Source organism: Marinobacter sp. (assembly GCF_041595835.1).
GTDB lineage: Bacteria > Pseudomonadota > Gammaproteobacteria > Pseudomonadales > Oleiphilaceae > Marinobacter.
Genome location: NZ_JBFHJO010000018.1, coordinates 31,853 through 53,108, shown reverse-complemented (window position 1 = coordinate 53,108; position 21,256 = coordinate 31,853). Strand labels below are relative to the sequence as shown.

General features: G+C 52.6%; 21 protein-coding genes and 1 pseudogene. 5 read left to right on the top strand and 17 right to left on the bottom strand.

The genetic code is table 11. From position 1 onward, the window contains the following. The 11 genes and pseudogenes from ABYA77_RS08365 to murJ all read right to left on the bottom strand — a co-directional run. Positions 1 to 1,770, bottom strand: a pseudogene (locus ABYA77_RS08365) (hypothetical protein); the annotation flags it as partial. A 20-nt stretch (positions 1,771 to 1,790) separates the two neighbouring features. After that, positions 1,791 to 2,378, bottom strand: coding sequence for a PilX N-terminal domain-containing pilus assembly protein (locus ABYA77_RS08360; protein WP_372965498.1), 588 nt, complete (start codon positions 2,376 to 2,378; stop codon positions 1,791 to 1,793). Positions 2,379 to 2,389: 11 nt separating this feature from the next. Further along, entirely contained in the window at positions 2,390 to 3,496 is a 1,107-nt protein-coding gene (locus ABYA77_RS08355) for a PilW family protein (protein WP_372965497.1), read from the bottom strand. Then, a complete protein-coding gene (pilV, locus tag ABYA77_RS08350; RefSeq protein ID WP_372965496.1) occupies positions 3,493 to 3,906 on the bottom strand; it encodes a type IV pilus modification protein PilV in 414 nt (137 codons plus the stop codon). Before pilV ends, ABYA77_RS08355 begins: the two co-directional genes overlap by 4 nt. Before the next feature lie 43 nt (positions 3,907 to 3,949). Continuing rightward, a complete protein-coding gene (locus ABYA77_RS08345; RefSeq protein ID WP_372965495.1) occupies positions 3,950 to 4,429 on the bottom strand; it encodes a GspH/FimT family pseudopilin in 480 nt (159 codons plus the stop codon). 182 nt (positions 4,430 to 4,611) lie between these two features. Continuing rightward, positions 4,612 to 5,562, bottom strand: coding sequence for a 4-hydroxy-3-methylbut-2-enyl diphosphate reductase (gene ispH, locus ABYA77_RS08340; RefSeq protein ID WP_372965494.1), 951 nt, complete (start codon positions 5,560 to 5,562; stop codon positions 4,612 to 4,614). Between the two features lie 48 nt (positions 5,563 to 5,610). After that, a complete protein-coding gene (gene fkpB / locus ABYA77_RS08335) occupies positions 5,611 to 6,063 on the bottom strand; it encodes an FKBP-type peptidyl-prolyl cis-trans isomerase (RefSeq protein WP_372965493.1) in 453 nt (150 codons plus the stop codon). A 4-nt stretch (positions 6,064 to 6,067) separates the two neighbouring features. Next, positions 6,068 to 6,592 carry a signal peptidase II gene (gene lspA / locus ABYA77_RS08330; RefSeq protein ID WP_372965500.1) on the bottom strand — a complete coding sequence of 175 codons (525 nt, stop codon included), beginning with the start codon at positions 6,590 to 6,592 and terminating at the stop codon, positions 6,068 to 6,070. Then, positions 6,592 to 9,411, bottom strand: a complete 2,820-nt coding sequence (gene ileS / locus ABYA77_RS08325) for an isoleucine--tRNA ligase (RefSeq protein WP_372965492.1) — start codon at positions 9,409 to 9,411, stop codon at positions 6,592 to 6,594. The genes lspA and ileS overlap by 1 nt, the downstream gene beginning before the upstream one ends. 34 nt (positions 9,412 to 9,445) lie before the next feature. After that, entirely contained in the window at positions 9,446 to 10,414 is a 969-nt protein-coding gene (gene ribF, locus ABYA77_RS08320; RefSeq protein ID WP_372965491.1) for a bifunctional riboflavin kinase/FAD synthetase, read from the bottom strand. Positions 10,415 to 10,531: 117 nt separating this feature from the next. Next, the gene (gene murJ / locus ABYA77_RS08315) at positions 10,532 to 12,121 is read right to left on the bottom strand and encodes a murein biosynthesis integral membrane protein MurJ (RefSeq protein ID WP_372965490.1); all 1,590 of its coding nucleotides are present in this window, start codon (positions 12,119 to 12,121) and stop codon (positions 10,532 to 10,534) included. Between the two features lie 265 nt (positions 12,122 to 12,386). On the opposite strand from murJ, the gene rpsT reads away from it, so the two are divergent. Beyond that, positions 12,387 to 12,656 carry a 30S ribosomal protein S20 gene (gene rpsT, locus ABYA77_RS08310; protein ID WP_372965489.1) on the top strand — a complete coding sequence of 90 codons (270 nt, stop codon included), beginning with the start codon at positions 12,387 to 12,389 and terminating at the stop codon, positions 12,654 to 12,656. Positions 12,657 to 12,723: 67 nt separating this feature from the next. On the opposite strand, the gene proB is transcribed toward rpsT, so the two are convergent. The 4 genes from proB to rplU all read right to left on the bottom strand — a co-directional run bounded on the left by proB (position 12,724) and on the right by rplU (position 15,815). Next, complete coding sequence (gene proB / locus ABYA77_RS08305) at positions 12,724 to 13,848, bottom strand: glutamate 5-kinase (protein ID WP_372965488.1); 1,125 nt, start codon at positions 13,846 to 13,848, stop codon at positions 12,724 to 12,726. A 30-nt stretch (positions 13,849 to 13,878) separates the two neighbouring features. After that, complete coding sequence (gene cgtA / locus ABYA77_RS08300) at positions 13,879 to 15,072, bottom strand: Obg family GTPase CgtA (RefSeq protein ID WP_372965487.1); 1,194 nt, start codon at positions 15,070 to 15,072, stop codon at positions 13,879 to 13,881. A gap of 135 nt (positions 15,073 to 15,207) precedes the next feature. Further along, positions 15,208 to 15,468: a 50S ribosomal protein L27 gene (rpmA, locus tag ABYA77_RS08295; protein WP_372965486.1), complete on the bottom strand. Its 261-nt coding sequence runs from the start codon at positions 15,466 to 15,468 to the stop codon at positions 15,208 to 15,210. Positions 15,469 to 15,503: 35 nt separating this feature from the next. Further along, entirely contained in the window at positions 15,504 to 15,815 is a 312-nt protein-coding gene (rplU, locus tag ABYA77_RS08290; protein WP_114335893.1) for a 50S ribosomal protein L21, read from the bottom strand. A 241-nt stretch (positions 15,816 to 16,056) separates the two neighbouring features. Between rplU and ispB the strand changes: the two genes are divergently transcribed. From ispB to ABYA77_RS08275, 3 genes are all read left to right on the top strand, one after another. Continuing rightward, positions 16,057 to 17,025, top strand: coding sequence for an octaprenyl diphosphate synthase (gene ispB / locus ABYA77_RS08285; protein ID WP_372965485.1), 969 nt, complete (start codon positions 16,057 to 16,059; stop codon positions 17,023 to 17,025). A gap of 160 nt (positions 17,026 to 17,185) precedes the next feature. Continuing rightward, positions 17,186 to 18,100, top strand: a complete 915-nt coding sequence (locus ABYA77_RS08280; RefSeq protein WP_372965484.1) for a LysR family transcriptional regulator — start codon at positions 17,186 to 17,188, stop codon at positions 18,098 to 18,100. A gap of 91 nt (positions 18,101 to 18,191) precedes the next feature. Then, positions 18,192 to 19,718 carry a wax ester/triacylglycerol synthase family O-acyltransferase gene (locus ABYA77_RS08275; RefSeq protein WP_372965483.1) on the top strand — a complete coding sequence of 509 codons (1,527 nt, stop codon included), beginning with the start codon at positions 18,192 to 18,194 and terminating at the stop codon, positions 19,716 to 19,718. 32 nt (positions 19,719 to 19,750) lie between these two features. Here ABYA77_RS08275 and ABYA77_RS08270 read toward each other — a convergent pair whose 3' ends face one another. After that, positions 19,751 to 20,392 (bottom strand): DUF2057 family protein, encoded by a 642-nt coding sequence (locus ABYA77_RS08270; RefSeq protein ID WP_372965482.1) that lies wholly within the window; start codon positions 20,390 to 20,392, stop codon positions 19,751 to 19,753. Between the two features lie 118 nt (positions 20,393 to 20,510). On the opposite strand from ABYA77_RS08270, the gene ABYA77_RS08265 reads away from it, so the two are divergent. Next, positions 20,511 to 20,714, top strand: coding sequence for a DUF6316 family protein (locus ABYA77_RS08265; RefSeq protein WP_372965481.1), 204 nt, complete (start codon positions 20,511 to 20,513; stop codon positions 20,712 to 20,714). Positions 20,715 to 20,736: 22 nt separating this feature from the next. Here ABYA77_RS08265 and ABYA77_RS08260 read toward each other — a convergent pair whose 3' ends face one another. Then, positions 20,737 to 21,246 (bottom strand): phosphatidylglycerophosphatase A, encoded by a 510-nt coding sequence (locus ABYA77_RS08260; RefSeq protein WP_372965499.1) that lies wholly within the window; start codon positions 21,244 to 21,246, stop codon positions 20,737 to 20,739. Positions 21,247 to 21,256: the final 10 nt, after the last annotated feature.

The window sequence follows — 21,256 nt, the reverse complement described above, 5'->3', positions numbered from 1 at the left end:
GTCCCAAGTAATAATTGTTCTCTCATCAGGCACAGCCGTTGCTAAAACATCCCGCGCTGACCAGCCTTTGTTTTGATCACCAACCTCTTCTTCAGGGAGTCCGTCGTCACCCATTCCATAAGTACTGGCCACCAGATCCCCGGCCCAGCCATTGGATTCAAACGAACTGGAGAAAACCAAGGCACCATCCGACTCTATTGTCGCGACGTTAAAGTCCAGGCCAGTTGCGGAACCTGTCGTATCAAAGAAAGAATTAAGCAGGATGCCTAGCTCCGCCTGAAAAGTCTTGGGATCAGAAGCACTGAAAAAGTCACCTCGGCCATTTATTGCTGCATGCAACAGATCGTTGATCTTGTCTTCATCGGAGTTCCCACCCCACCAGTCTATTGCATCTCCCTTAAGAGCCGCAGATACAGCATCATCCCGACTGACAGACCCTTCAACACCGAAACCGATACCGTATGTCATCATGTGCTGCCAGAATGCCGGGTTGCCAACCGTCTTGCGCGCATCCCCCTCTTTACTCTTGGCTTTTACGACAGGCACAAAGTTGTCTATATCCTCTCTCAGATCGCGTTTCCAGTAATGGGCGGCAATATCTCCAAGGCTGACCCGCCCCGTTTGGTTGTCCTTAAACGGGTTCACCGCCTTATACTGACCACTATCCCCATCATCATTTGTGATGACATCACCATCAACATTGTCCGCATAAATGCTGAGATCCGGGTCATATGAACTACCCGTATTGTAATAGCCATCCGTCATCAACATGGTTGCGGACATTCGACATTCCCTGGCCACATTATCCGCAGCTGCTGAACGTGATGGGTCATCAAGCCATGCTCGTTTGCTGGTCTCGTAATATTTCCCTGCACCCTCAAGCGCTCGCTGCAATGGGGTAGCGCCATCAGCATTATTACTGTAAAGCCAGCTGATAAAACTGTCTTTTACGTCTTCGTAAGGACGAACACCCTGCCTTACAGCACGAACGTCATCCGCATCATCAACGTCGTGTTCGCCTCGGTTTATAGTCCCCCAACCAAGACGAAAATCCTGTTTGAGGTTTTTATCAGCGAATACCGTACCGATCCCCGCCTTAGCAGCCATCTCTCTGGTTCGGTAATATGAAAACCAGTTTGCGAAATTCTGTCGACCAGCGTCGTCGTCAATGGAAACCTGATCATAACAACTGGCGTTTGTCGCACTACCACATCCATCTTTCCACTGATAATAAAATGCTTTGGTCGCATTACCGTATGGGCTTATCGTGAATCCGTAGCGCCACTTATTACCTGAACGCCCATACCAATAGTAATCATCCATGATCGCGCGATAATTAGTATTGAGATTGACGGTTGCAGAACCAGAGTCGAAACCATCCAATGGTGCATTGTAAAAATCCGCATCCGGCATTTTTTCACCATCCGCTCTCAACGGCGGCTCATAAACGACGTCCGGGTTGTAATAAAGCTTATTGAATCTGGAACTGAGTAAATTAGGGCGACTTCCGACATTCTTTGCGCAATAGGTGTGACTCCCATAAGTCACGGAACTATTACAGTCTCCAAGGTCCCTGCCCCCCATTAAGCCGTCGGGCATAAACCCCCAACGCATGGAGCCGGAATCATCCAATAAAAACATCAGGTTCGGATCAACCCCTCCGCCAGCCATCAATGGTTGCTGAGAAAAATTAACATCAGCCCAGCCCGAAACCGGTAGAATCATTACCATACCCAGAGTAAAAACCCTGGCTTTAAATTGTGTAAACATAGCTGCCACCCTCATCCCTTTTAAGACTCAATATTGTTGGCGCTGATAAAGTAATAACTTTCAATAATTCTGCGGCTCTGCTCCGATGGGCCTGTGGCCATCACAACAATTCTCATGGACTCTGCTTCTATTGAGATTTCTGCATCCCCTGGGCCAGCAGCACCGCCACCACCCGATGAATCGCCAGAGCCCTCAAAGTTCAGATTGCGTACAGTCCGGTCACCCGACATAGATCCTGGCAGAACGGAGACACGCCCCAAGTATTCAATAAAGTATTTAGGTTCCAACCCATCAATTGAATTTGCAACCAACACCTCATCAGAATTTTCACTCCAGGTATCATCAGACAAAACTGCCGGGGCGTCACCTGTCTGATACCAACCGCTAGCCGTTCCAAAGTCATTCAGGTTTGTTAACCCTTCAAGACTATCCTCAACCTCGCGCAAAGCAGCTTCAGCAGCCTCCAGAGTAATCAATCCCTCGCGACTCGCGTTAGACATTCGCTCTTGCATAACCGAGTTTTGCATCGAAGAGGTTGCCAGCAGCGAAAGAGCAAGCAAGATGATCAGTGACATCAGCAGGGCTATGCCCTTTTCTCTATTCATCATAAGAAACCCCGTCAACTTGACTTGTTACGCACGTTGGTTGTGAAAGAGTAGTCCCGGTACATTCTGTTGTCTGGGGCCGTATAGGTATTGCCACCCGAGCAATCTTCCCAGGATGGGAAGCAAACCGATGCCTTGTCATCAAATACATTGTCGGAGCCCGCTCTGACCAACAAGCTTACTCGCACAGCTCTTATCTGATCCCAGTCACTGGCTCCGAGACTATCGGCATCCTCCCAACGAACAACTGACTGAATTCGTTCCGGCGATAGTCCATACTGAATCTGCATATCAACGACACCCTCAACCATTTCATGCGTTCTGGCCACGCCCCCGACTAACTCTTGCATCATCAGGGCCGACTCACCGGTCGTTGGGCTCGTTCCAATAAAGTAAGTTCGGTCATAGGGCTTAAGAATTTGAGCCCCAACACCGTAATCGTGGGATAAACAATTGTTGCCTGCATTAGCGTTTCCAACGTTTGAACAGATGTTGTTGCTAAAGTCATTCCCAGGGGATTGATTACCACCACTGTTGGTTACCATTGTTACTTCCTGGTCTCCATCGTTACCGTTTATGTTTGAAATCTGAACAATATCTGTTCCCTGACAGTCAGATATGGCAACGATGTCTCCATCACTAAGAAATGTACTTGGCCCCACGCCACTGCGACTTTCAATCTTGGTCGATGCGGAGGTTGGCGCCGTCGTGGCTGATATTTCCAGGCCACCACTGTCCATTCCACTGAAAACAACAAAGTCAGTACCTGCCAGAGCACCAGCTGGGCGGAACGTATTGTCCGAATGAACAGCCGTACTAATATCCCAAGAAAAGTCTTCAAAATCAGGATCATCGGGCTCAATAGCAAGGTTGCTGATGATATTTTCAGAATTACACCCGAAATACCCGGCGCCTCGAGCTTCAGCACTCAGAAGATCTGCGGCTATCCGACCATATTCCTGTGACCGGGCGACGGCTTCAGACATCCGGAATGCCTGGCTGTTCGCCATGAACACTTGAAAAACACCTGAGATCAGAATTGAGCCCAGCAAAAGCGCAATCATTAACTCAACAATGGATAAGCCTTGCTGCCGTTTTTGTAGTCCTGTCATCGCCATCATGGCACGTACCTCACAATCAATTGAAAAGACTGCTCGGATAAATTCGGAGCACCCTCATCAGCACCAACCTGGTCCCAGCGTGAAGCCCTGCCCGCCCATGACGCGGTAATGGTTGCTTCCCGGTAGCCACCCACCGTTTTTGATTCTATTTTCAGATCCGCGTCATCACCCAGGTCCTTCTTGAGCTTGCTCTTCCAGGCCGAGATGTCTGCTGCCGACATAGTCTTCTCTGAGCGAATTTCATCAGCAATTGTCTGCAAGTGGAGAACCGCCACGGATCGCTGGTCAGCGCCATGTGTTTGCTGCATCGAGAGCGTCTGCATGCCCGCAACCCCGAGCAAGCCGATTGCAAGAACCAGTACGGCCACCATCACCTCGATCATGGATATACCGCGATGTTTATTACTCATTTCAATCACCTTCATGTGATGACCACTCCAGCCTGACCGTCCATTATGAACACGCCGGTTCAACCTGGGCGCGATTAGCCTGCCCGCCGCGGTTCACGACGATATCCACGCCCGGCTTGCCGTTGCCCGGGCATATCCTGAAAACGGTATTATTGTCGCCGGCCTTTTCGCCTCTTCCGTTAAAAAGAGGCATCTCTCCACTCTGTAGCACCAGCGTGACCGCGCCTGGGAGTTTGTCACTAACCCTGAGCGGATCGGCATCCTGCCCTGCTGAAACCAGCATGACTCTCAAACCGTTCTGAAGCCCGCCGTCCCGAGCCTGCACCAGCACGGGCTCACCATGCCTGACAGCTTCGCCACGCGCGTAGTTAAGCAAACCAAGCGTGCTATTCGTCGTGGACGTCAAACGACTCGATTCAATCATTGACCGGAAACTAGGCACAGCTATGGTTGCGATAATGACGATCAACACCACGACAATCATTAATTCGATCAGCGTGAATCCTGAATGCTTTGGCTTCATGCCTACAGCCTCTCTATGGTTTCTTGTATTTAAGATTACTAACAGGACAGAATCTCAGACACCGGATTACGACAAACGGTAGTCCAGACGGGGCAAGCGGACAAAAAACAGAAGAAATGTGACAGCCATCACACCCGACACAATGGCTGCGGCCGTCAGGCGGCCTTAGTTGACATGTAACATCAGAGGTTTACTGCATCAATCCGCAGCTCTTTAGGCATGGAAAACACGATATTCTCCTCCCGCCCGGCAACTTCCAGAGGCTCCTCACCTCCCAGTTCTTTCAACCGCTTGATCACATCAGCCACCAAGACTTCTGGCGCAGAGGCCCCGGCAGTCACGCCTACGGCATTCTTGCCGTCCAACCATTCGCGATTAATTTGAGCAGCTTCGTCAATAAGGTAAGCCGGCGTCCCCATACGTTCCGCCAGTTCACGAAGCCGATTAGAGTTTGAACTGTTCGGGGATCCCACTACAAGCATGATGTCACAGTCCCCAGCCAGCTGTTTCACAGCGTCCTGCCGGTTTTGGGTCGCGTAACAAATATCGTCTTTGCGGGGGCCCTCTATTTTAGGGAATTTGGCACGCAGAGCGTCGATCACCCGGGCGGTATCATCCATAGAGAGCGTAGTCTGGGTGACGTAGGCAAGGCGTTCCGGGTCTTTAACTTCCAGCTTTTCAACGTCGCTTTCGTCTTCTACCAGGTAGATGTCGCCGCCATTGCTATGGTCGTACTGCCCCATAGTACCTTCAACTTCGGGGTGGCCATGATGGCCTATAAGAATGCATTCGCAACCGTCGCGACTGTTGCGCATGACTTCCAGGTGAACTTTTGTGACCAATGGACAGGTAGCATCGAAGACCTTCAGCCCCCGGCGTGCAGCTTCATTCTGCACCGCCTGAGAAACACCATGGGCACTGAAGATAACGAGGGTATCGTCCGGCACTTCATCCAGTTCATCGACAAAGACAGCCCCCCGATTGCGCAGGTTATCCACGACAAATTTGTTGTGGACAACTTCGTGACGTACGTAAATAGGCGCCCCAAATACGTCGAGCGCTCGATTTACGATTTCTATAGCGCGGTCTACACCGGCACAGAAGCCACGGGGGTTTGCTAGTCGGATTTGCATATCTTTGCCTTTAAAATTGTGCCCGCCATGGGTGAGCTTATCGGTTCATCAGTGTGTCTGACCTGCAGGCTCAACATCAATGATTTGTACTTCAAAGCTCAATGTACGCCCTGCAAGTGGGTGGTTGAAGTCTACTTCGACTTCATCACCTTCCACACGACTCACTACGCCGGGCAGCTCTTGTTGCCGGGCATCGGCGAAAGAGATTACAACGCCTTTTTCCAAAACCATATCGGCACTGAATGTATGGCGTTTAAAGGTTTGTAGATTGTTGGGGTTGCGCTGACCAAAGGCTTTCTCTGGCGGCACTTCAAAGGTTTGATGATCGCCGGCCTGCAGCCCCATCAGGTAGGCTTCGAAATTTTCCGGCAGGTTTTCGTCGCCGATTTCCAGGGTCGCCGGCTCTTTCCCAAAGGTGCTATCCACTGTTTCGCCATCTTCAAACTTAAGCGCAAAGTGAAGAGTTACCCGAGTTCCTTTGTCGATTGGTAAGTCGTTCATAGGATTAGTTACTCCTGTCGGCATCGCCGCTGTCTCCAGCGGGTTTGCGAAATACGTCCAGAATCATCATGGCTGCGCCAATGGTGATAGCTGTGTCGGCCAGATTGAACGCGGGGAAATGCCAGTTCTGCCAATAGAAGTGCAGAAAATCCACCACATACCCATGGACAACCCGGTCGTAAACATTACCGATAGCCCCCCCCAAAATGAGCACGATGGCGATAGCTGTCCAGGTTTCGTTTGCTTTAAGTTTTCTAAGCCAGCCCGTCAGCACAATACTAACCACCAATGCCAGAGCAACAAAGAACCAGCGCTGCCAGCCGGCGGCATCCGCCAGAAAGCTGAAAGCTGCGCCGGTGTTATGCAACAGCGTCAGGTTGAAGCTGGGGATCACCGGTACCGGATTAGCGTATGTCAGCATGGCGGAGGCCATGGCTTTGGTGCCAAGGTCCACCACAATTACCAGCACTGCCAGCCATAGCCACTTCAGTTTACCGCCACCCCTTTTGTCAGCCATGACTGCATCCATCATGCGTAAGCGCGGGTTTCACCCGGGCCTTCTACGTTGGAGACACAGCGGCCACACAGGTCCGCATGTTTCTCGTTCTGACCTACGTCTGCGCGATGGTGCCAGCAACGCTCACACTTAGCATGGGAAGCCGACGTCACTTTTACCAGCAAACCTTCAAGGTTGGTTTGCTCTGCGCCTTCAGCCTCGCTCACCGGCTTCACCGTTGCTTCAGAGGTGATCAGCACAAATCGCAGCTCCTCACCGAGGAACTTCAGGCGTTCAGCCAGATTACCGTCACAATACAAAGTAACTTCGGCGCTTAGTGAGCCTTTGATGTCACCACGAGCGCGGACGTCTTCCAGGCATTTATTGACAGCTTCTTTCACGCTGTAAATTTCGCGCCAGTAGTCCCGGCCCAGTTCGGCATCTTCCGGCAGTGCGGTCAGACCTTCGTACCAGGTTTCGTAGAATACGGTGTCGCCGCGCTTACCCGGCAGATGCTGCCAGATCTCATCAGCAGTGAAGCTGAGAATCGGGGCGATCCAACGTACCAAAGCCTCAGCCACGTGGTACAGAGCAGTCTGGCAGGAACGGCGTGCCAGACTGTCTGCCTGCGTGGTGTACTGGCGATCTTTGATGATATCCAGATAGAAACCACCCAGAGTTGCTTCACAGAAGCTGTACACTTTCTGGTAAATACGCAGGAAGGCGTAGTTGCCATAGTCTTCATTCAGCTCGTTCTGCAACTGCAAAGCACGGTCGACCATCCAGCGATCCAGGGCGATCATGTCTTCCGGTGCCACCATGTGCTGCTCTGGATCAAAACCATTCAGGTTACTAAGCAAGAAACGAGCGGTGTTCCGGATACGACGATAACCGTCGGCTGTCTGGCGCAAGATGTCTTTGGAAACCGTCATTTCACCACTGTAATCAGTGGCAGAGACCCACAACCGCAGAATGTCGGCACCCAGTTCGTTCATGACTTCCTGGGGCGCAATCACATTGCCCAGGGATTTGGACATCTTGTATCCCTTGCCATCAACCGTGAACCCGTGGGTCAGCACCTGTTTATAGGGAGCTACGCCATTCATGGCAATGGAGGTTTTCAGGGAAGACTGGAACCACCCCCGGTGCTGGTCCGAACCCTCCAGGTACATGTCCGCCGGGAACTGGCCCAGCTCTTCACGTACACGTAACACCGAATCGTGGGTTACACCAGAATCGAACCATACGTCGAGAGTATCCAGCACCTTTTCGTACTGATCTGCATCTTCACCCAGCAATTCGCTCTGATCGATATCGTACCAGGCATCGATACCACCGGTTTCCACGGCCTGGGCCACTTTCTCAATCAGCTCCTGCGTGTTCGGGTGAAGCTCCTGAGTTTCCTTATGGATAAACAGTGTGATGGGCACACCCCAGGTACGCTGACGAGAAATACACCAGTCAGGGCTTTGCTGGAACATAGCTTCAATTCGGTTCTGCCCCCAGCTTGGTACCCAACGGACACCTTTAATGGCCTCAAGAGCATCATTACGCAAGTTAAGCTTATCCATGCTGATAAACCACTGAGGTGTTGCGCGGTAGATCAGCGGCGTTTTGGTCCGCCAGCAATGCGGATAGCTATGGCGGAATTTCTCGGCGCGCACCAGCTTGCCTTCACGCTTAAGCGCGGCGATGACCGGCTCATCAGCCTTGTACACGTGCACGCCGGCAAACTCGCCAGCAGCCTCAGTGTAGGTGCCATCGGCTTTCACCAGATTAATAGTGCCAATGCCATAGGCCTTACCCACCTCAAAATCTTCCATGCCGTGGTCCGGGGCCGTATGTACCGCACCAGTACCAGCATCCAGCGAAACGTGGTCACCCAGAAGAACCGGAACCTGCTTGTCATAAATCGGATGTTTCAGTAGCAGGTTTTCCAGCTCGGACCCGGCCACATTGGCCAGCACCCGGAAATTTTCCACACCCCAGCGGGCCATCACGCCTTCGACCATATCGGTCGCCAGAACCATACGTTCCGGGCCGTTTCCGGCATCAGCCTGAACCAGCGCATATTCCAGATCAGCCCCCAGTGAAACCGCTTGGTTCGCGGGAATCGTCCAGGGCGTGGTGGTCCAGATAACAATGGAAACGTCACCTTCACCTTCTTCGGTGCCGAACACCTTGAGCACGGCTGCCTGATCAACGACCGTAAAGCGCACGTCAATCTGGGTAGAGGTTTTATCCTGATACTCAACCTCCGCTTCCGCCAGAGCGGACTGACCAACCACACTCCAGTATACCGGCTTGAAACCACGAACAAGGTGGCCTTTCGCTACAATTTTGCCTAAGGCACGAACAATACCGGCTTCAACTTTCGGGTCCATAGTCAGGTATGGCTTGTCCCACTGCCCCATTACCCCCAGACGGATGAAGTCGGCTTTCTGGCCCTCAATCTGTTTGGTCGCGTAATCGCGACAAGCCTGACGGAAAGTTTTGTAGTCCACTTTCACACCGGCCTTGCCTATTTCCTGCTCTACCTTGTGCTCAATGGGCAAACCATGACAATCCCAGCCCGGCACGTAAGGCGCGTCGTACCCCATAAAACTACGGGACTTAACAATCATATCCTTCAGGATTTTATTGACCGCATGCCCAATGTGAATGCTGCCGTTTGCATAAGGAGGGCCATCGTGCAAGATGAACTTTTCCCGGCCCTCGCGCTGCTTGCGCTGATTGCCATAGACGTCGAGTTCCTGCCAGCGCTTGAGCATATCCGGCTCGCGCTTGGCCAGGTTGCCGCGCATGGGGAAGGCGGTTTCCGGCAAATTCAGGGTATGCTTGTAGTCGCTCATGTTTGTGTGCGCACTCTTTAGTTGGTCAGTTAAATCAGTTGGTTAGCTCAGCAGAGTTAGCCGCAAGCCAAGCCCGGGCATGATCAAAATCCCGGGCAATCTGTTGCCGCAATGCGTCAACAGAGTCAAATTTCTTTTCATCCCGCAGGCCATGGCGGAACACAACATCCAAATGCTGGCCGTAAAGTGTGCCAGCAAAGTCAAACAGGTGCACTTCCAGTGATGGCCGCTTGCCATCTACCGTCGGGCGCAGCCCGATATTGGCCACGCCGTCCCGCCACTCTCCGCTTTCAAGACATGCGTGAACGACATAAACGCCGCGCAAGGCAGGCATACGCTTCAGCAGAATGTTTGCCGTTGGGGCTCCAAGCTGACGACCAAGCTGGCGACCATAGACAATTCGCCCATGAATCCTGTAAGGATGCCCCAACAAGCGCCCCGCTTCCTCAAGGCCGTTCACATTCAGTACATTACGAACCCGGGTACTGCTCACGCGTTCGCCATCGACCGTCACAGTTCGGGTATTTTCAACTGTAAAGTCATGCTCCTGCCCCACCCGCTCCAGCAGTCGGAAATCACCCGCACGATCACAACCGAAGCGAAAATCATCACCGACCACCAGATGACGCACCGCCAGACCATTGATCAACACATTTTCGATAAAATCCATGGCTGAGAAACTGCGGAACGTTTCATCGAAACGGATACACAGTACTATGTCGATCCCTTCGGCCAACAGTGCTTCAAACTTTTGCCGGAACGGCATCAGCCGGGGCGGGGCTTCACTGCCCTGAAAAAACTCCCGGGGCTGGGGTTCGAAAAACATCACAACCGAAGGAACTCTCAGTTCAACAGCCTTTTGCCGAACCTGCTCGATAATGGTTTTGTGCCCCAGGTGTACACCGTCGAAATTACCGATGGTGGCCACACAGCCACCAGCGAGCGGCGAATCCGCTTTCGCGGACAGGCGCTTAAGATTGGTCAGACCTCGAATCAGACGCATGTACTGCGAACCTTAACTTGCCAGCTGGCTTTTGGCGCACATGCCCAAGACAATGCGCTGGTGAGAAAACGCGCGATTATACCCCAGTCGCGAGTGTGGTAAAAATCGTGAAGACGCTTACTTCTGCCGGAACTGGCGCAGACGCACGCCGCACAGCAACAAGGTCACAAAATAAGCCGACACACCTGCAACAACAAGAATGGCCATATCTGCCGTACGCTTTACCCCTCCGGCTGCCAGCCAATCCGCCACAGGAACATTCAGCCAGAGCACAACCCCCGCCAGAACAGCATTGGCAAGCGTTAATTGTATCAGGAACTTAGGCCACCCAGGCTGACTTTTCCAGACGCCATCCTGACGCAATCCACGCCACAGAAGATAGCCGTTCAACCACGCGGACATGGAGGTTGCCAGAGCCAGACCCGCATGAGCTAAAGGCACAATCAACGCCAAGTTGAAAACCATATTGGCAACCATGGCAATAATGCCTATTTTCACTGGCGTCCTGGTATCCTGCCTCGCAAAGAAGCCCGGAGCGAGCACCTTAATCAACATAAACGCCAGCAGCCCGACGGAATAAGCGCGCAAGCTTTCGGCCGACATAGCCACATCCCGCCCAGTCACTTCACCGTAATGGAACAATGTAGCGATCAACGGTTCCGCCAATAGCGCGAGCGCCACTGCTGCCGGCAAACCAATTAACAAGACAGCCCGGGCGGCCCAATCCAGCGTAGCCGCAAACTGATCAGAAGATGCCGCTGCATGCTTACGGGAAAGACTTGGCAGAATAACCGTCGCAATCGCAATCCCGAACACCCCCAAAGGCAACTCAGACAAACGATCTGAATAATACAGCCAGGACACACTACCGGTTTGAAGAAACGAAGCCAGAACAGTATCCAGCAGCAGGTTAATCTGACTAACAGACACTCCGAATAAGGCCGGCACCATCAACTTTAAAATACGGCTCACGCCTTCATGGCGGTAATCCACCCGCGGCCGGGGCATCAAACCAAGGCGCATCAGGAAGGGCAACTGAAAGAATAGCTGTAAAGACCCGGCGATAAACACCCCCCAGGCAAGAGCCATTACCGGCTCGTCCATCAAAGGGGCAAGAAAAATAGCCGCTGCAATCATAGCCAGGTTTAACAATACCGGGGTAAAAGCAGGCACCGCAAAACGGTCGTAACTATTGAGAATGCCGCCAGCAAAAGCGGTCAGAGAAATCAGCAAAAGGTAAGGGAAGGTAATCCGCAACATGTCGCTGGCCAGCGCGAACTTCACGTCATCCCCAAGAAAGCCCGGAGCAAAAACAGTAGTCAGTACCGGCGCACCCAGCATGGCCACGAGTGTCACAGCTAATAACACCAGCCCAAGCGAACCGGCTACCGCATCCACCAAACGCTTCACATCGGAAAGCTCACGGTTCTCCCGGTATGAAGACAACACCGGCACAAAGGCCTGGGAAAAGGCCCCCTCAGCAAACAGCCGGCGCAGAAAGTTAGGTATCTTGAACGCCACAAAAAACGCATCTGCAGCAGTACCTGCCCCGAAATAACGGGCAATGACCATATCCCGAACCAGCCCCAGCACCCGGGACAGCATGGTCATGATGCCAACCACACCCGACGAACGCAGCAACCCCGCTCCCCGCGAAGGCTGCTTAACCGGTAATTTCTGTTTCGTTGCTTGCGGTTCCGAAGACATGTTGCGAGAATCCAAGTTCAGAGATCGGGCCTGATCGGCATTTCGGTAATCCACAGGGCGGGCCAAGCGCCGCAACAAGCCCTGCGCAGCGATGCGCGAGTGTATCACAGGCCTTTACAACACTGGGATTACTGCCTTATCAGCCTTGACATTTCAAGCGTTCGGCGGCATAGTTCCGCGTCATTTATATCGACGCGTTCGTTATGGCGCGCCCACGATCTAAACATATTCCGTTTTTATAGCAACGAATTTTAGGAGTTTTACGGTGGCAAATTCCCCGCAAGCCAAAAAACGCGCTCGTCAGAACGAGAAAAACCGCAAGCACAACGCAAGCCTGCGCTCCATGGCACGCACCTACATGAAAAAGGTCGACGCCAAGATCGCTGCTGGCAACTACGAAGAAGCTCAGGCTGCCATGAAGGTGACTCAGCCGATTCTGGACAGCATGGTTAACAAAGGCATCTTCGCCAAGAACAAGGTTGCTCGTCATAAGAGCCGCATGAACGCTAAAATCAAGGCCCTGAAAGCTGCCTGATTTTTGCACTCATAAAAAAACCGGCTTGCAAGCCGGTTTTTTTATGCCCGAAATTCAACCGATACAACTAAACAACAACCAGATTATCCCGATGAACCATTTCTTCATCGGAAACATAACCCAGAACTTCTGAAATACGATCGCTTGAGCGACCCGCAATAGCGCGAGCCTCATCAGCACCGTAGTTGACAAGCCCCCGGGCAACTTCCCGCCCCGCCAGGTTCACGCACGACACCATTTCACCTCGCCGAAACTGCCCTGTAACAGCTTTCACTCCCACCGGAAGCAAACTTCGCCCACCCTGGCGCAGCACTTTAACAGCGCCATCATCCAAAACCAATGTGCCACGGGTTTGCAAATGACTGGCAATCCACTGTTTACGCGCAGCCATCCTGCCCTGCTCGGGCAACAACAAGGTTCCAATAACATCTCCCTTGCGCAGACGCGCAATGACGCCCTCAATACGACCACCCACTATCACAGTAAAGGCACCAGAGCGCGCCGCCAACCGGGACGCCCGCAGCTTAGTCAGCATACCTCCGCGCCCTAGAACACCAGCACCACCACCAGCCATGGCATCCAGCTCACGATCCTCCGCCTTACGCTCAGTAACCAGCTCAGCGTCTTCGTGCTTGCGCGGATCCTTGGTAAATAAACCGAGCTGGTCGGTCAGAATAATCAGACCATCAGCCTCAACTAAATTAGCAACCAGCGCACCCAAGGTATCGTTGTCGCCGAAACGGATCTCATCGGTGACCACCGTATCGTTTTCATTAACAATGGGCACCACACCGTAATCAAGCAAGGTGCGTAGTGTACTGCGGCCATTCAGGTAACGCTTACGGTCGGAAAGATCATCATGAGTCAGAAGAATTTGCGCAGTGTGAATACCATGACACTTGAACTGAGCCTCCCAGGTTTGCACCAAACCCATCTGCCCAACAGCTGCCGCTGCCTGCAATTCGTGCAAATGCTGAGGCCGGGTACTCCACCCCAAACGACTCATACCTTCGGCCACTGAGCCTGAAGACACGACAACCACCTCAACACCACTTCGAATCAACTCCGCAATCTCATCAACCCATAAGGCAAGCGCCGCCACATCCAGCCCTTCGCCATCATTTGTAAGCAAAGCACTACCAATCTTGATAACCAGACGGCGTGCCTTTTGGAGCTGGAGGCGTTCACTCATGACTGCGGTAGTATCTCTTCAGGTAGTTGATTACTCGGGAGCGTAAACCACTTCGACATCGTCATCGTCGTCATCGAAGTCGTCATCATCACCCTCTTCACGGGCAGCTCTGCGCGCACGGCGATCAGCTTCTATCTTGGCTCGAGCCTCATCATCCATACGGCGACGACGAGCAGCTTCCTCCTCGGCAGCCTCAGGGTTTTCAGCTTCAGCCTCGGCCTGCTCTTCAATCCATCGCATCACCGCCTGAACCAGCGGCTTGGTACCTTCGCCAGTAAGGGCCGACACAACAAATACCGGACCATCCCAGCCAAGCTCATCCACAATAGCCTGACAATGAGCCTCACGATCCTCTTCAGGCACCATATCAACCTTGTTCAGCACCAGCCAACGAGGTCGGTTAGCCAACGTTTCACTAAACTTCTCGAGCTCATGAACAATCGCTTTAACCGCCGCCACCGGAGAGGATCCGTCATACGGTGCCACATCAACCAGATGCAACAACAAACGAGTACGAACCAAGTGCTTCAGGAAGCGAATACCTAAACCAGCACCTTCAGCCGCACCCTCAATCAACCCCGGGATATCAGCGATCACGAAGCTTTGATGCGCCTGCACACTGACCACGCCAAGATTTGGCACCAAAGTGGTAAATGGATAGTCCGCAACTTTCGGCTGTGCGGCAGAAACAGAGCGAATGAACGTCGACTTACCCGCATTGGGCATCCCCAGCAAGCCTACATCCGCCAGCACCTTCAACTCCAGCCGAAGATTACGAACCTCACCATCAGACCCCTTACTGGTCTGACGTGGCGCACGATTTATAGACGACTTGAACCGGGTATTCCCCAGGCCATGAAAACCACCCTGTGCAACCTTAAGGCGTTGACCCTCCTTAGTGAGATCGCCCAGAACTTCATGGGTATCCATGTCCACCACGGTCGTACCAACCGGCACCGGCAACACCAGATCATCACCCTTGATACCCGTACAGTTTCGACCCGAGCCTGGCTGGCCATTAGCCGCTTTGTGCTTACGCTGGAAACGGTAATCGATCAATGTGTTCAGGTTGCTGTCGGCTTCCAGATAAACGGAACCACCATCCCCACCGTCACCGCCATCGGGACCACCTTTGGGTACGTATTTTTCACGCCGGAAACTCAGGCAGCCGTGGCCGCCTTTTCCTGCTTCAACAATGATGGTGGCTTCGTCTACAAATTTCATACGTCAAATGCCTTTGCATAAACTAAAAAGCCCCGCAGCCTCTAGGAAGCTATGCGGGGCTCCGGATTCACCTGAGAACTGATTAAATCAGCATATCAGGAAATCCAAGGTTCGACAGAACCGGATCGCCGCTGCTTACGCAGCTGGAACGATGCTTACGTACTTACGGTTCTTCGGGCCTTTGGTTTCAAACTTCACCTGGCCTTCTGCTTTCGCAAAAAGGGTGTGATCTTTACCAAGGCCAACGTTATTGCCAGCGTGAAAACGAGTGCCACGTTGACGAACGATGATGCTACCTGCAGTTACAGACTCGCCACCATAGCGCTTGACACCAAGTCGTTTCGACTCGGAATCGCGACCGTTACGGGTACTACCTGCTGCCTTTTTATGAGCCATTACTAGCCTCCTTCTTTAAAGGGGAAACTCAGGGCTTAGCCCTGAATACCCGTGATCTTGACTTCAGTAAACCACTGGCGGTGGCCCTGACGCTTCATAGAATGCTTACGACGACGGAACTTGATGATATTGATCTTGTCGTGACGACCGTGGCTAACCACTTCCGCAGTCACTTTAGCACCATCAACGACTGGAGCGCCGACTTTAACGTCGTCACCATTAGCTACCAGCAGAACACGGTCAAACTCAACAGAGCCGCCGGTTTCAACTTCCAGCTTTTCCAGCTTCAGCGTTTCGCCTTCTTTAACACGGTGCTGCTTACCACCGCTAACAATAACTGCGTACATTTTCTGTCTCCGCGATTGACCCATCCCTGCTCTTATCCACCTGGTTCTAAGGGAAGCGCTCTGGCGACCCTATTGCAGGGAGCGCAGGTTGGGATGAGTTGGGCGCGTGATTGTACGAAAAGCCGCCGCTCAATACAAGGGAGTTTACGACTCAAGTTGACACTCCAGGCTGCAATACCTAGCATTGCCGCGTCCTGCCAGAAAACTCAACGAACATACCAGCAAGGGACTTACCAGCCCCATGACAGCCCAGCGCATCCATGACACCGTAGCGGAAGACTTCAGCCGCGTTAATGACCTGATCATCCAGCGGCTCGCCTCAGATGTTCCGATGGTGGAGAAAATTGCCCAGTACATCATTGAAAGCGGCGGTAAGCGCCTGAGACCTTTACTGGTTTTGCTGGCCAGTCAGGCGGCAGGCTATAACCAGAATGATCACCTGAAACTGGCCGCAGTGATTGAATTCCTGCACACCGCTACGCTATTGCACGATGACGTGGTGGACACCTCCGACATGCGCCGGGGCCGCAGCACCGCTAACGCAAAATGGGGCAACGCTCCAAGTGTGCTGGTAGGTGATTTCCTTTATGCCCGTGCCTTCGAAATGATGGTGGAGCTGCAAAGCCTTCCCATAATGAACGTTCTGTCCAGTGCCACCGCTGTCATTGCCGAAGGCGAAGTGATGCAGCTAATGAATATAAAAAACCCGGATCTTACGGAAGCTCAATATATGGTGGTTATCCATAACAAGACCGCCATGCTGTTCGAAGCTTCATCTCATACCGGTGCACTGCTGGCTGAAGCCACCCCCGAACAGGAAGCCGCCCTTAAGGACTACGGCAAACACCTGGGTCTGGCCTTCCAACTGGTAGATGATGTTCTGGACTACCAGGGCGACGCAGAAACCATGGGAAAAAACGTCGGAGACGACCTGGCTGAAGGTAAAACTACCCTGCCCCTGATCTATGCAATGACCAATGGCAGCGAAGACGAGCGCCAGCTGATTCGCCAAGCCATCCGAAAAGGCGGCCTGGCTGATCTGCCAAGAGTACTTGAAATCGTTAAAGCGTCTGGCGCTATCGAATACACCATGGCCAAGGCCAGGGAAGAAGCTCAGACAGCCCGGAATTTACTGTCTCACCTGCCGGACTCCCCATACCGTGAGGCACTGGAACTACTCACTGAAGTTGCCGTCGCCCGCGTCAGTTAATGCGTCGCCAACTGAACCTCCGGACAGGCGCTGCCACGTCCAGCAATGGACCTGGCAGCATACGCCCCACCTCGAAAGGGTCCGGTTATAATTGTCCGCGACAGACACGCAGATTGGCTGCCAGGCTGACGACCTCCAGCCCCCCTCAGATCATTCGCTCATGCATACAACCATAACCATTGACGCACTCAAAGTGCTGGACGCAATTGACCGCAAAGGCAGCTTTGCCGGAGCTGCCAGTGAACTGTTCCGGGTTCCTTCTGCCATCAGCTATACCATCCAGAAGCTAGAGGAAGACCTTAACGTCAGCATTTTTGACCGCACGGGCCACAAAGCGGTGTTAACACCCGCAGGGCGTCATCTTCTGAATGAGGGCAGAGCACTCCTGAATGCAGCCGAAAACCTGGCCCACAGCACGCAGCAGATTGCTCAAGGCTGGGAAACCCGGCTTCGAATCGGCTTCAACTCGCTCCTGCCAGCCGAATGCCTGATGCCCGCCATCCGTAATTTTCAGAATCTTAGCGTTCCTGTGGACGTACAAATTATCGAGGAAGTTTTTGCCGGCGCCTGGGATGCACTACAAAGCAGACGTGTAGATCTCATTGTCGGCGCCGACCTGCTCAGCAAACCCACAGGTTCTTTTGCCACCAGGACTTTAGGGCAGGTACCTTTTGTTTTCGCCGTCGCACCAAACCACCCTTTGGCGAAGCTCAAGGGAGCACTCTCCGAATCACAAATCATTCAATATCCAGCCGCCGTGGCCGCCGACACATCCCGTGCCCTATCCCCCGGTCATGCTGGCATTTTTAGCCGACAGCGGACCATTACGGTCACCAACATTGATCAGAAAATCGCCATACAGGAAGCAGGACTGGGAGTGGGATGGCTGCCAAAACCCCGAATTCGGCAGCAACTTGCCAACGGAACACTGATTGCCAAGGATGTTCACGAGCCACGCGCCCCAATAAGTATTCACCTTGCACGCCACCGTGATGATAAAGGTAAAGCGCTGATGTGGTTCTGGAGGGAGTTATCCGAAGATGTCCAGCTCAAGAATTGGCTGGAAATAGAATAAATCTAAAGCAAAAGAGCCAACAGAAGCCCCCGTACTTTAAGATATACTCCGGTTTATCTGGAAATGCGTAATACAACAGGGAGCCCACTGGATGCAGCAGCTGTCGGAACTGGACGCTTCGTTTCTGTACCTGGAGTCAGAAACCACACCCATGCATATCGGGGGTGTTTATCTTTTTGATGCCAGTGAACGGGACAATCCCCTTCCCTTCAGTACCTTTATCGCTTACTTACGTAGCCGACTGCATGTCGCTCCAGTCTTTCGTCAAAAACTGAAAGAAATTCCTCTTCGACTCGGGCGCCCGTACTGGGTCGATGACCCGGATTTCAGCATCGAGCGACACACCGCTTACGTTAATTTAGGCGAACACAGCAAACAGGCCAGCATTACCTCTCTCGCATCCAAAATCCTGGAACAGCCCCTGAAACGGGACCGCCCCCTGTGGCACATTACCTTTGTCGATGGTTTCAAGATAGACACCCAAGAAGGCGAAAAAGAAGGCTTCGCACTGATCGTCAAGCTTCACCATGCATCTATTGACGCCTTCAGTGGCGAAGAAATCATGGGCAAACTTCTGGAGTACACGCCAGACCCCAGGCCCATTAACCCTCCCCGCCCCTGGAAACCTCGGCCTGAACCTTCCGAAGAACGGGTTTTTCTGCAGGCGGGTGCGAACATGCTTAAAACACCCATGCAATTTGCCTCGTTGGCCTACAACACGGCTGAAGCCACAACTCGCGGGCTCATTCAAAAGCAAGTGCACAGGCTGCCCTTCCCCTTACCGTTATTTACCGCACCCCACAGTCCGTTTAATCAAGAGATTACGGGCAAGCGGAAGATTGTCGCCGCCAGTATTGAACTGTCACGCCTGAAAGAGATCAAGGCAAACCTCAACGACGTCACCCTCAACGATGTAGTTCTAGGCGTCTGCGCTGAAACTCTGCGCAGATACCTGGCGCTTCAGGGAATCGATAATTCGAAGTCACTGGTCGCCATGACACCTATCTCGGTCAGATCCAGCAGCTTACGGCGGGCTACCGGCAACCAAATGTCAGCCATGCTACTGGACCTTGCCACAGCAGAACCAGACCCAGCGGTCAGAATTCGACTCATTCATCGCAATGCCGTTGAGTCAGAACCATACCGGGAAGCAATTGCAGCAGATCGCCTGACAGAACTATTGCCATCCACGCTATTGGCACTGTCTGCCCGGCTATATTCGGAACTTCGGGTTGCCCAACGCTACCAGCCGCTGTTCAACCTGCCCATCACCAATGTACCCGGCCCCCAGGCCCCTCTGTATCTGCAAGGTGCCAAGCTCGTTCAGCAATACAACAGCGCGCCGCTGTTTGACAGCATGGGGATGGTCATTGTCGCGGTGAGTTATGAAGGTAAGCTCACACTCAACTTCACCCTGTGCCCGGATGTCGCCCCGGATGGAGAGCGCTTGGAAGAGCTGGTTCAAGAGAGCGTAGATAGCATTGAAAAGAAAGCTGGAACGGCCGGAGAGATCATTCTGGAAGCGCCCCCGATGACAAACACACAAAGTTTGACGGATGGGGTATTAAGTTATCTAGAAACCTTACTGAAAAAGCGCCTGCCGCGCATTAAGCGCTAGCCAACCCCTGCGGCTGACCAGCGCCACTGCAATTATTCGAACGCCCAACGCAGGAAGGTCTTCTTCTCTTCGTCCGTTGCTTCACCCCAGAGTGCCTGCAGCTTCTCCAGCGTGTTTGCCGTAGCTCCGGTATAAGAACTTGTCCCGCCCGCTGAAACCGGGGTTCTCACCTCAGATCTGCCGCTCCAGGCATCCGCTTCGGCAACATGCTCGCCCGTTGAACTGACAATCGAGGCAGTAAAACTGTCCCTCAGCGCTTCAGCTTCCCGACGTGTCGACGGCTCATCAAACTCAAAGTGATAAACCGTGCCGGCTTCTGCATTAAAACGAACAACCTTGGGCTCTGTCCTGATGACATGAACCTTCGACTCACCATTGTCTACCACACCAGATTTTGCCCAAATCGTTTTGTAGCTAAACACAACTTCATTATTCCCGGGACGCAGGCCGTAATCCAGAGCAAGGTCATCCATCAGGAAATTCTTCATTGACTTACCATTCACCTCGGCCACCTGAATATTACCCGGCGCCTTAAGTACAGCCGGCTCTACCGCCTCAGGCAAATCACCGTCCCAGGTATCAATCTTGCTCAATGAAGAAGCACAGCCTGCCATCAGCAAACTCACCATAATCACCGCGAACTTGAAAAGTTTACGAATGTGACACATGCTCATTTCTATATCCTTTTTTCAGAAAAATATTGAATTCGGCTGTAATTGAGCTAATTCTAAACAAATCAACTTACACGATACGACGCCCAAGCAAAAAAAATAAGCGGGATCAGGAGAAAACATGAATACTCAACAACGCGCGGGCGAAAGCGCACAGCCCCCTTTTCGCAGTAATCGCTTCTTCTGTGTCGGAAGTAAATGGTACTTCACAACCCGGGAAGGCTTCGACAGCGGGCCATTTGCCTCTCGTGAACGAGCCGAGATTGGCCTGAAACGCTTCCTTCATGTAGTGAAATTACTCCCAGAGGAATCGCAACTCCACTAATAGCCCCTCAGAATAATGCCCATCATACGATGAAAGGCATTATCCAGAGGTCAATTGCCCAAAGGCAGGCAAGAGCCATACCTCCGGCTACAACATCATCAAACATAATCCCCAACCCTCCTGGCATCCGGGCGTCCAACCAGTTTATCGGCCAGGGTTTGAGCACATCGAATAAACGAAACAGCATAAACGCCATCAGCACACCATAGATCTCGCCCGGAAACAGGCCCAGAGCGATCCACATACCAACAAATTCGTCCCACACGATGCCGCCGTGATCATGCACTTTCAGATCATCTGCAGTTTTACCGCACAACCAGATACCCACCACAAAAGCCGCCAACACAATCAACCAGTAGGCCAGCGGTGGCGTCCAGGCAAAGGTATACCATATTGGAATCGCGGCAAGGCTCCCCCAAGTGCCTGGAGCCTTGGGCATCGCACCACTGCCAAAACCAAAAGCCAGAAGATGTACCGGGTTAAATAAAAAGCCCGGAGGCAAAATCGCCTGAATGTTATCCGGCTCCTGCATTAGATTGTTG

Excerpts from the sequence above, each read along its gene's own strand:
- ABYA77_RS08360 (WP_372965498.1), bottom strand. The coding sequence starts at position 2,378 with ATGATGAATAGAGAAAAGGGCATAGCCCTGCTGATGTCACTGATCATC.
- ABYA77_RS08355 (WP_372965497.1), bottom strand. The coding sequence starts at position 3,496 with ATGATGGCGATGACAGGACTACAAAAACGGCAGCAAGGCTTATCCATT.
- pilV (WP_372965496.1), bottom strand. The coding sequence starts at position 3,906 with ATGAGTAATAAACATCGCGGTATATCCATGATCGAGGTGATGGTGGCC.
- ABYA77_RS08345 (WP_372965495.1), bottom strand. The coding sequence starts at position 4,429 with ATGAAGCCAAAGCATTCAGGATTCACGCTGATCGAATTAATGATTGTC.
- ispH (WP_372965494.1), bottom strand. The coding sequence starts at position 5,562 with ATGCAAATCCGACTAGCAAACCCCCGTGGCTTCTGTGCCGGTGTAGAC.
- fkpB (WP_372965493.1), bottom strand. The coding sequence starts at position 6,063 with ATGAACGACTTACCAATCGACAAAGGAACTCGGGTAACTCTTCACTTT.
- lspA (WP_372965500.1), bottom strand. The coding sequence starts at position 6,592 with ATGGATGCAGTCATGGCTGACAAAAGGGGTGGCGGTAAACTGAAGTGG.
- ileS (WP_372965492.1), bottom strand. The coding sequence starts at position 9,411 with ATGAGCGACTACAAGCATACCCTGAATTTGCCGGAAACCGCCTTCCCC.
- ribF (WP_372965491.1), bottom strand. The coding sequence starts at position 10,414 with ATGCGTCTGATTCGAGGTCTGACCAATCTTAAGCGCCTGTCCGCGAAA.
- murJ (WP_372965490.1), bottom strand. The coding sequence starts at position 12,121 with ATGTCTTCGGAACCGCAAGCAACGAAACAGAAATTACCGGTTAAGCAG.
- proB (WP_372965488.1), bottom strand. The coding sequence starts at position 13,848 with ATGAGTGAACGCCTCCAGCTCCAAAAGGCACGCCGTCTGGTTATCAAG.
- cgtA (WP_372965487.1), bottom strand. The coding sequence starts at position 15,072 with ATGAAATTTGTAGACGAAGCCACCATCATTGTTGAAGCAGGAAAAGGC.
- rpmA (WP_372965486.1), bottom strand. The coding sequence starts at position 15,468 with ATGGCTCATAAAAAGGCAGCAGGTAGTACCCGTAACGGTCGCGATTCC.
- rplU (WP_114335893.1), bottom strand. The coding sequence starts at position 15,815 with ATGTACGCAGTTATTGTTAGCGGTGGTAAGCAGCACCGTGTTAAAGAA.
- ispB (WP_372965485.1), top strand. The coding sequence starts at position 16,057 with ATGACAGCCCAGCGCATCCATGACACCGTAGCGGAAGACTTCAGCCGC.
- ABYA77_RS08280 (WP_372965484.1), top strand. The coding sequence starts at position 17,186 with ATGCATACAACCATAACCATTGACGCACTCAAAGTGCTGGACGCAATT.
- ABYA77_RS08275 (WP_372965483.1), top strand. The coding sequence starts at position 18,192 with ATGCAGCAGCTGTCGGAACTGGACGCTTCGTTTCTGTACCTGGAGTCA.
- ABYA77_RS08270 (WP_372965482.1), bottom strand. The coding sequence starts at position 20,392 with ATGAGCATGTGTCACATTCGTAAACTTTTCAAGTTCGCGGTGATTATG.
- ABYA77_RS08265 (WP_372965481.1), top strand. The coding sequence starts at position 20,511 with ATGAATACTCAACAACGCGCGGGCGAAAGCGCACAGCCCCCTTTTCGC.
- ABYA77_RS08260 (WP_372965499.1), bottom strand. The coding sequence starts at position 21,246 with ATGCAGGAGCCGGATAACATTCAGGCGATTTTGCCTCCGGGCTTTTTA.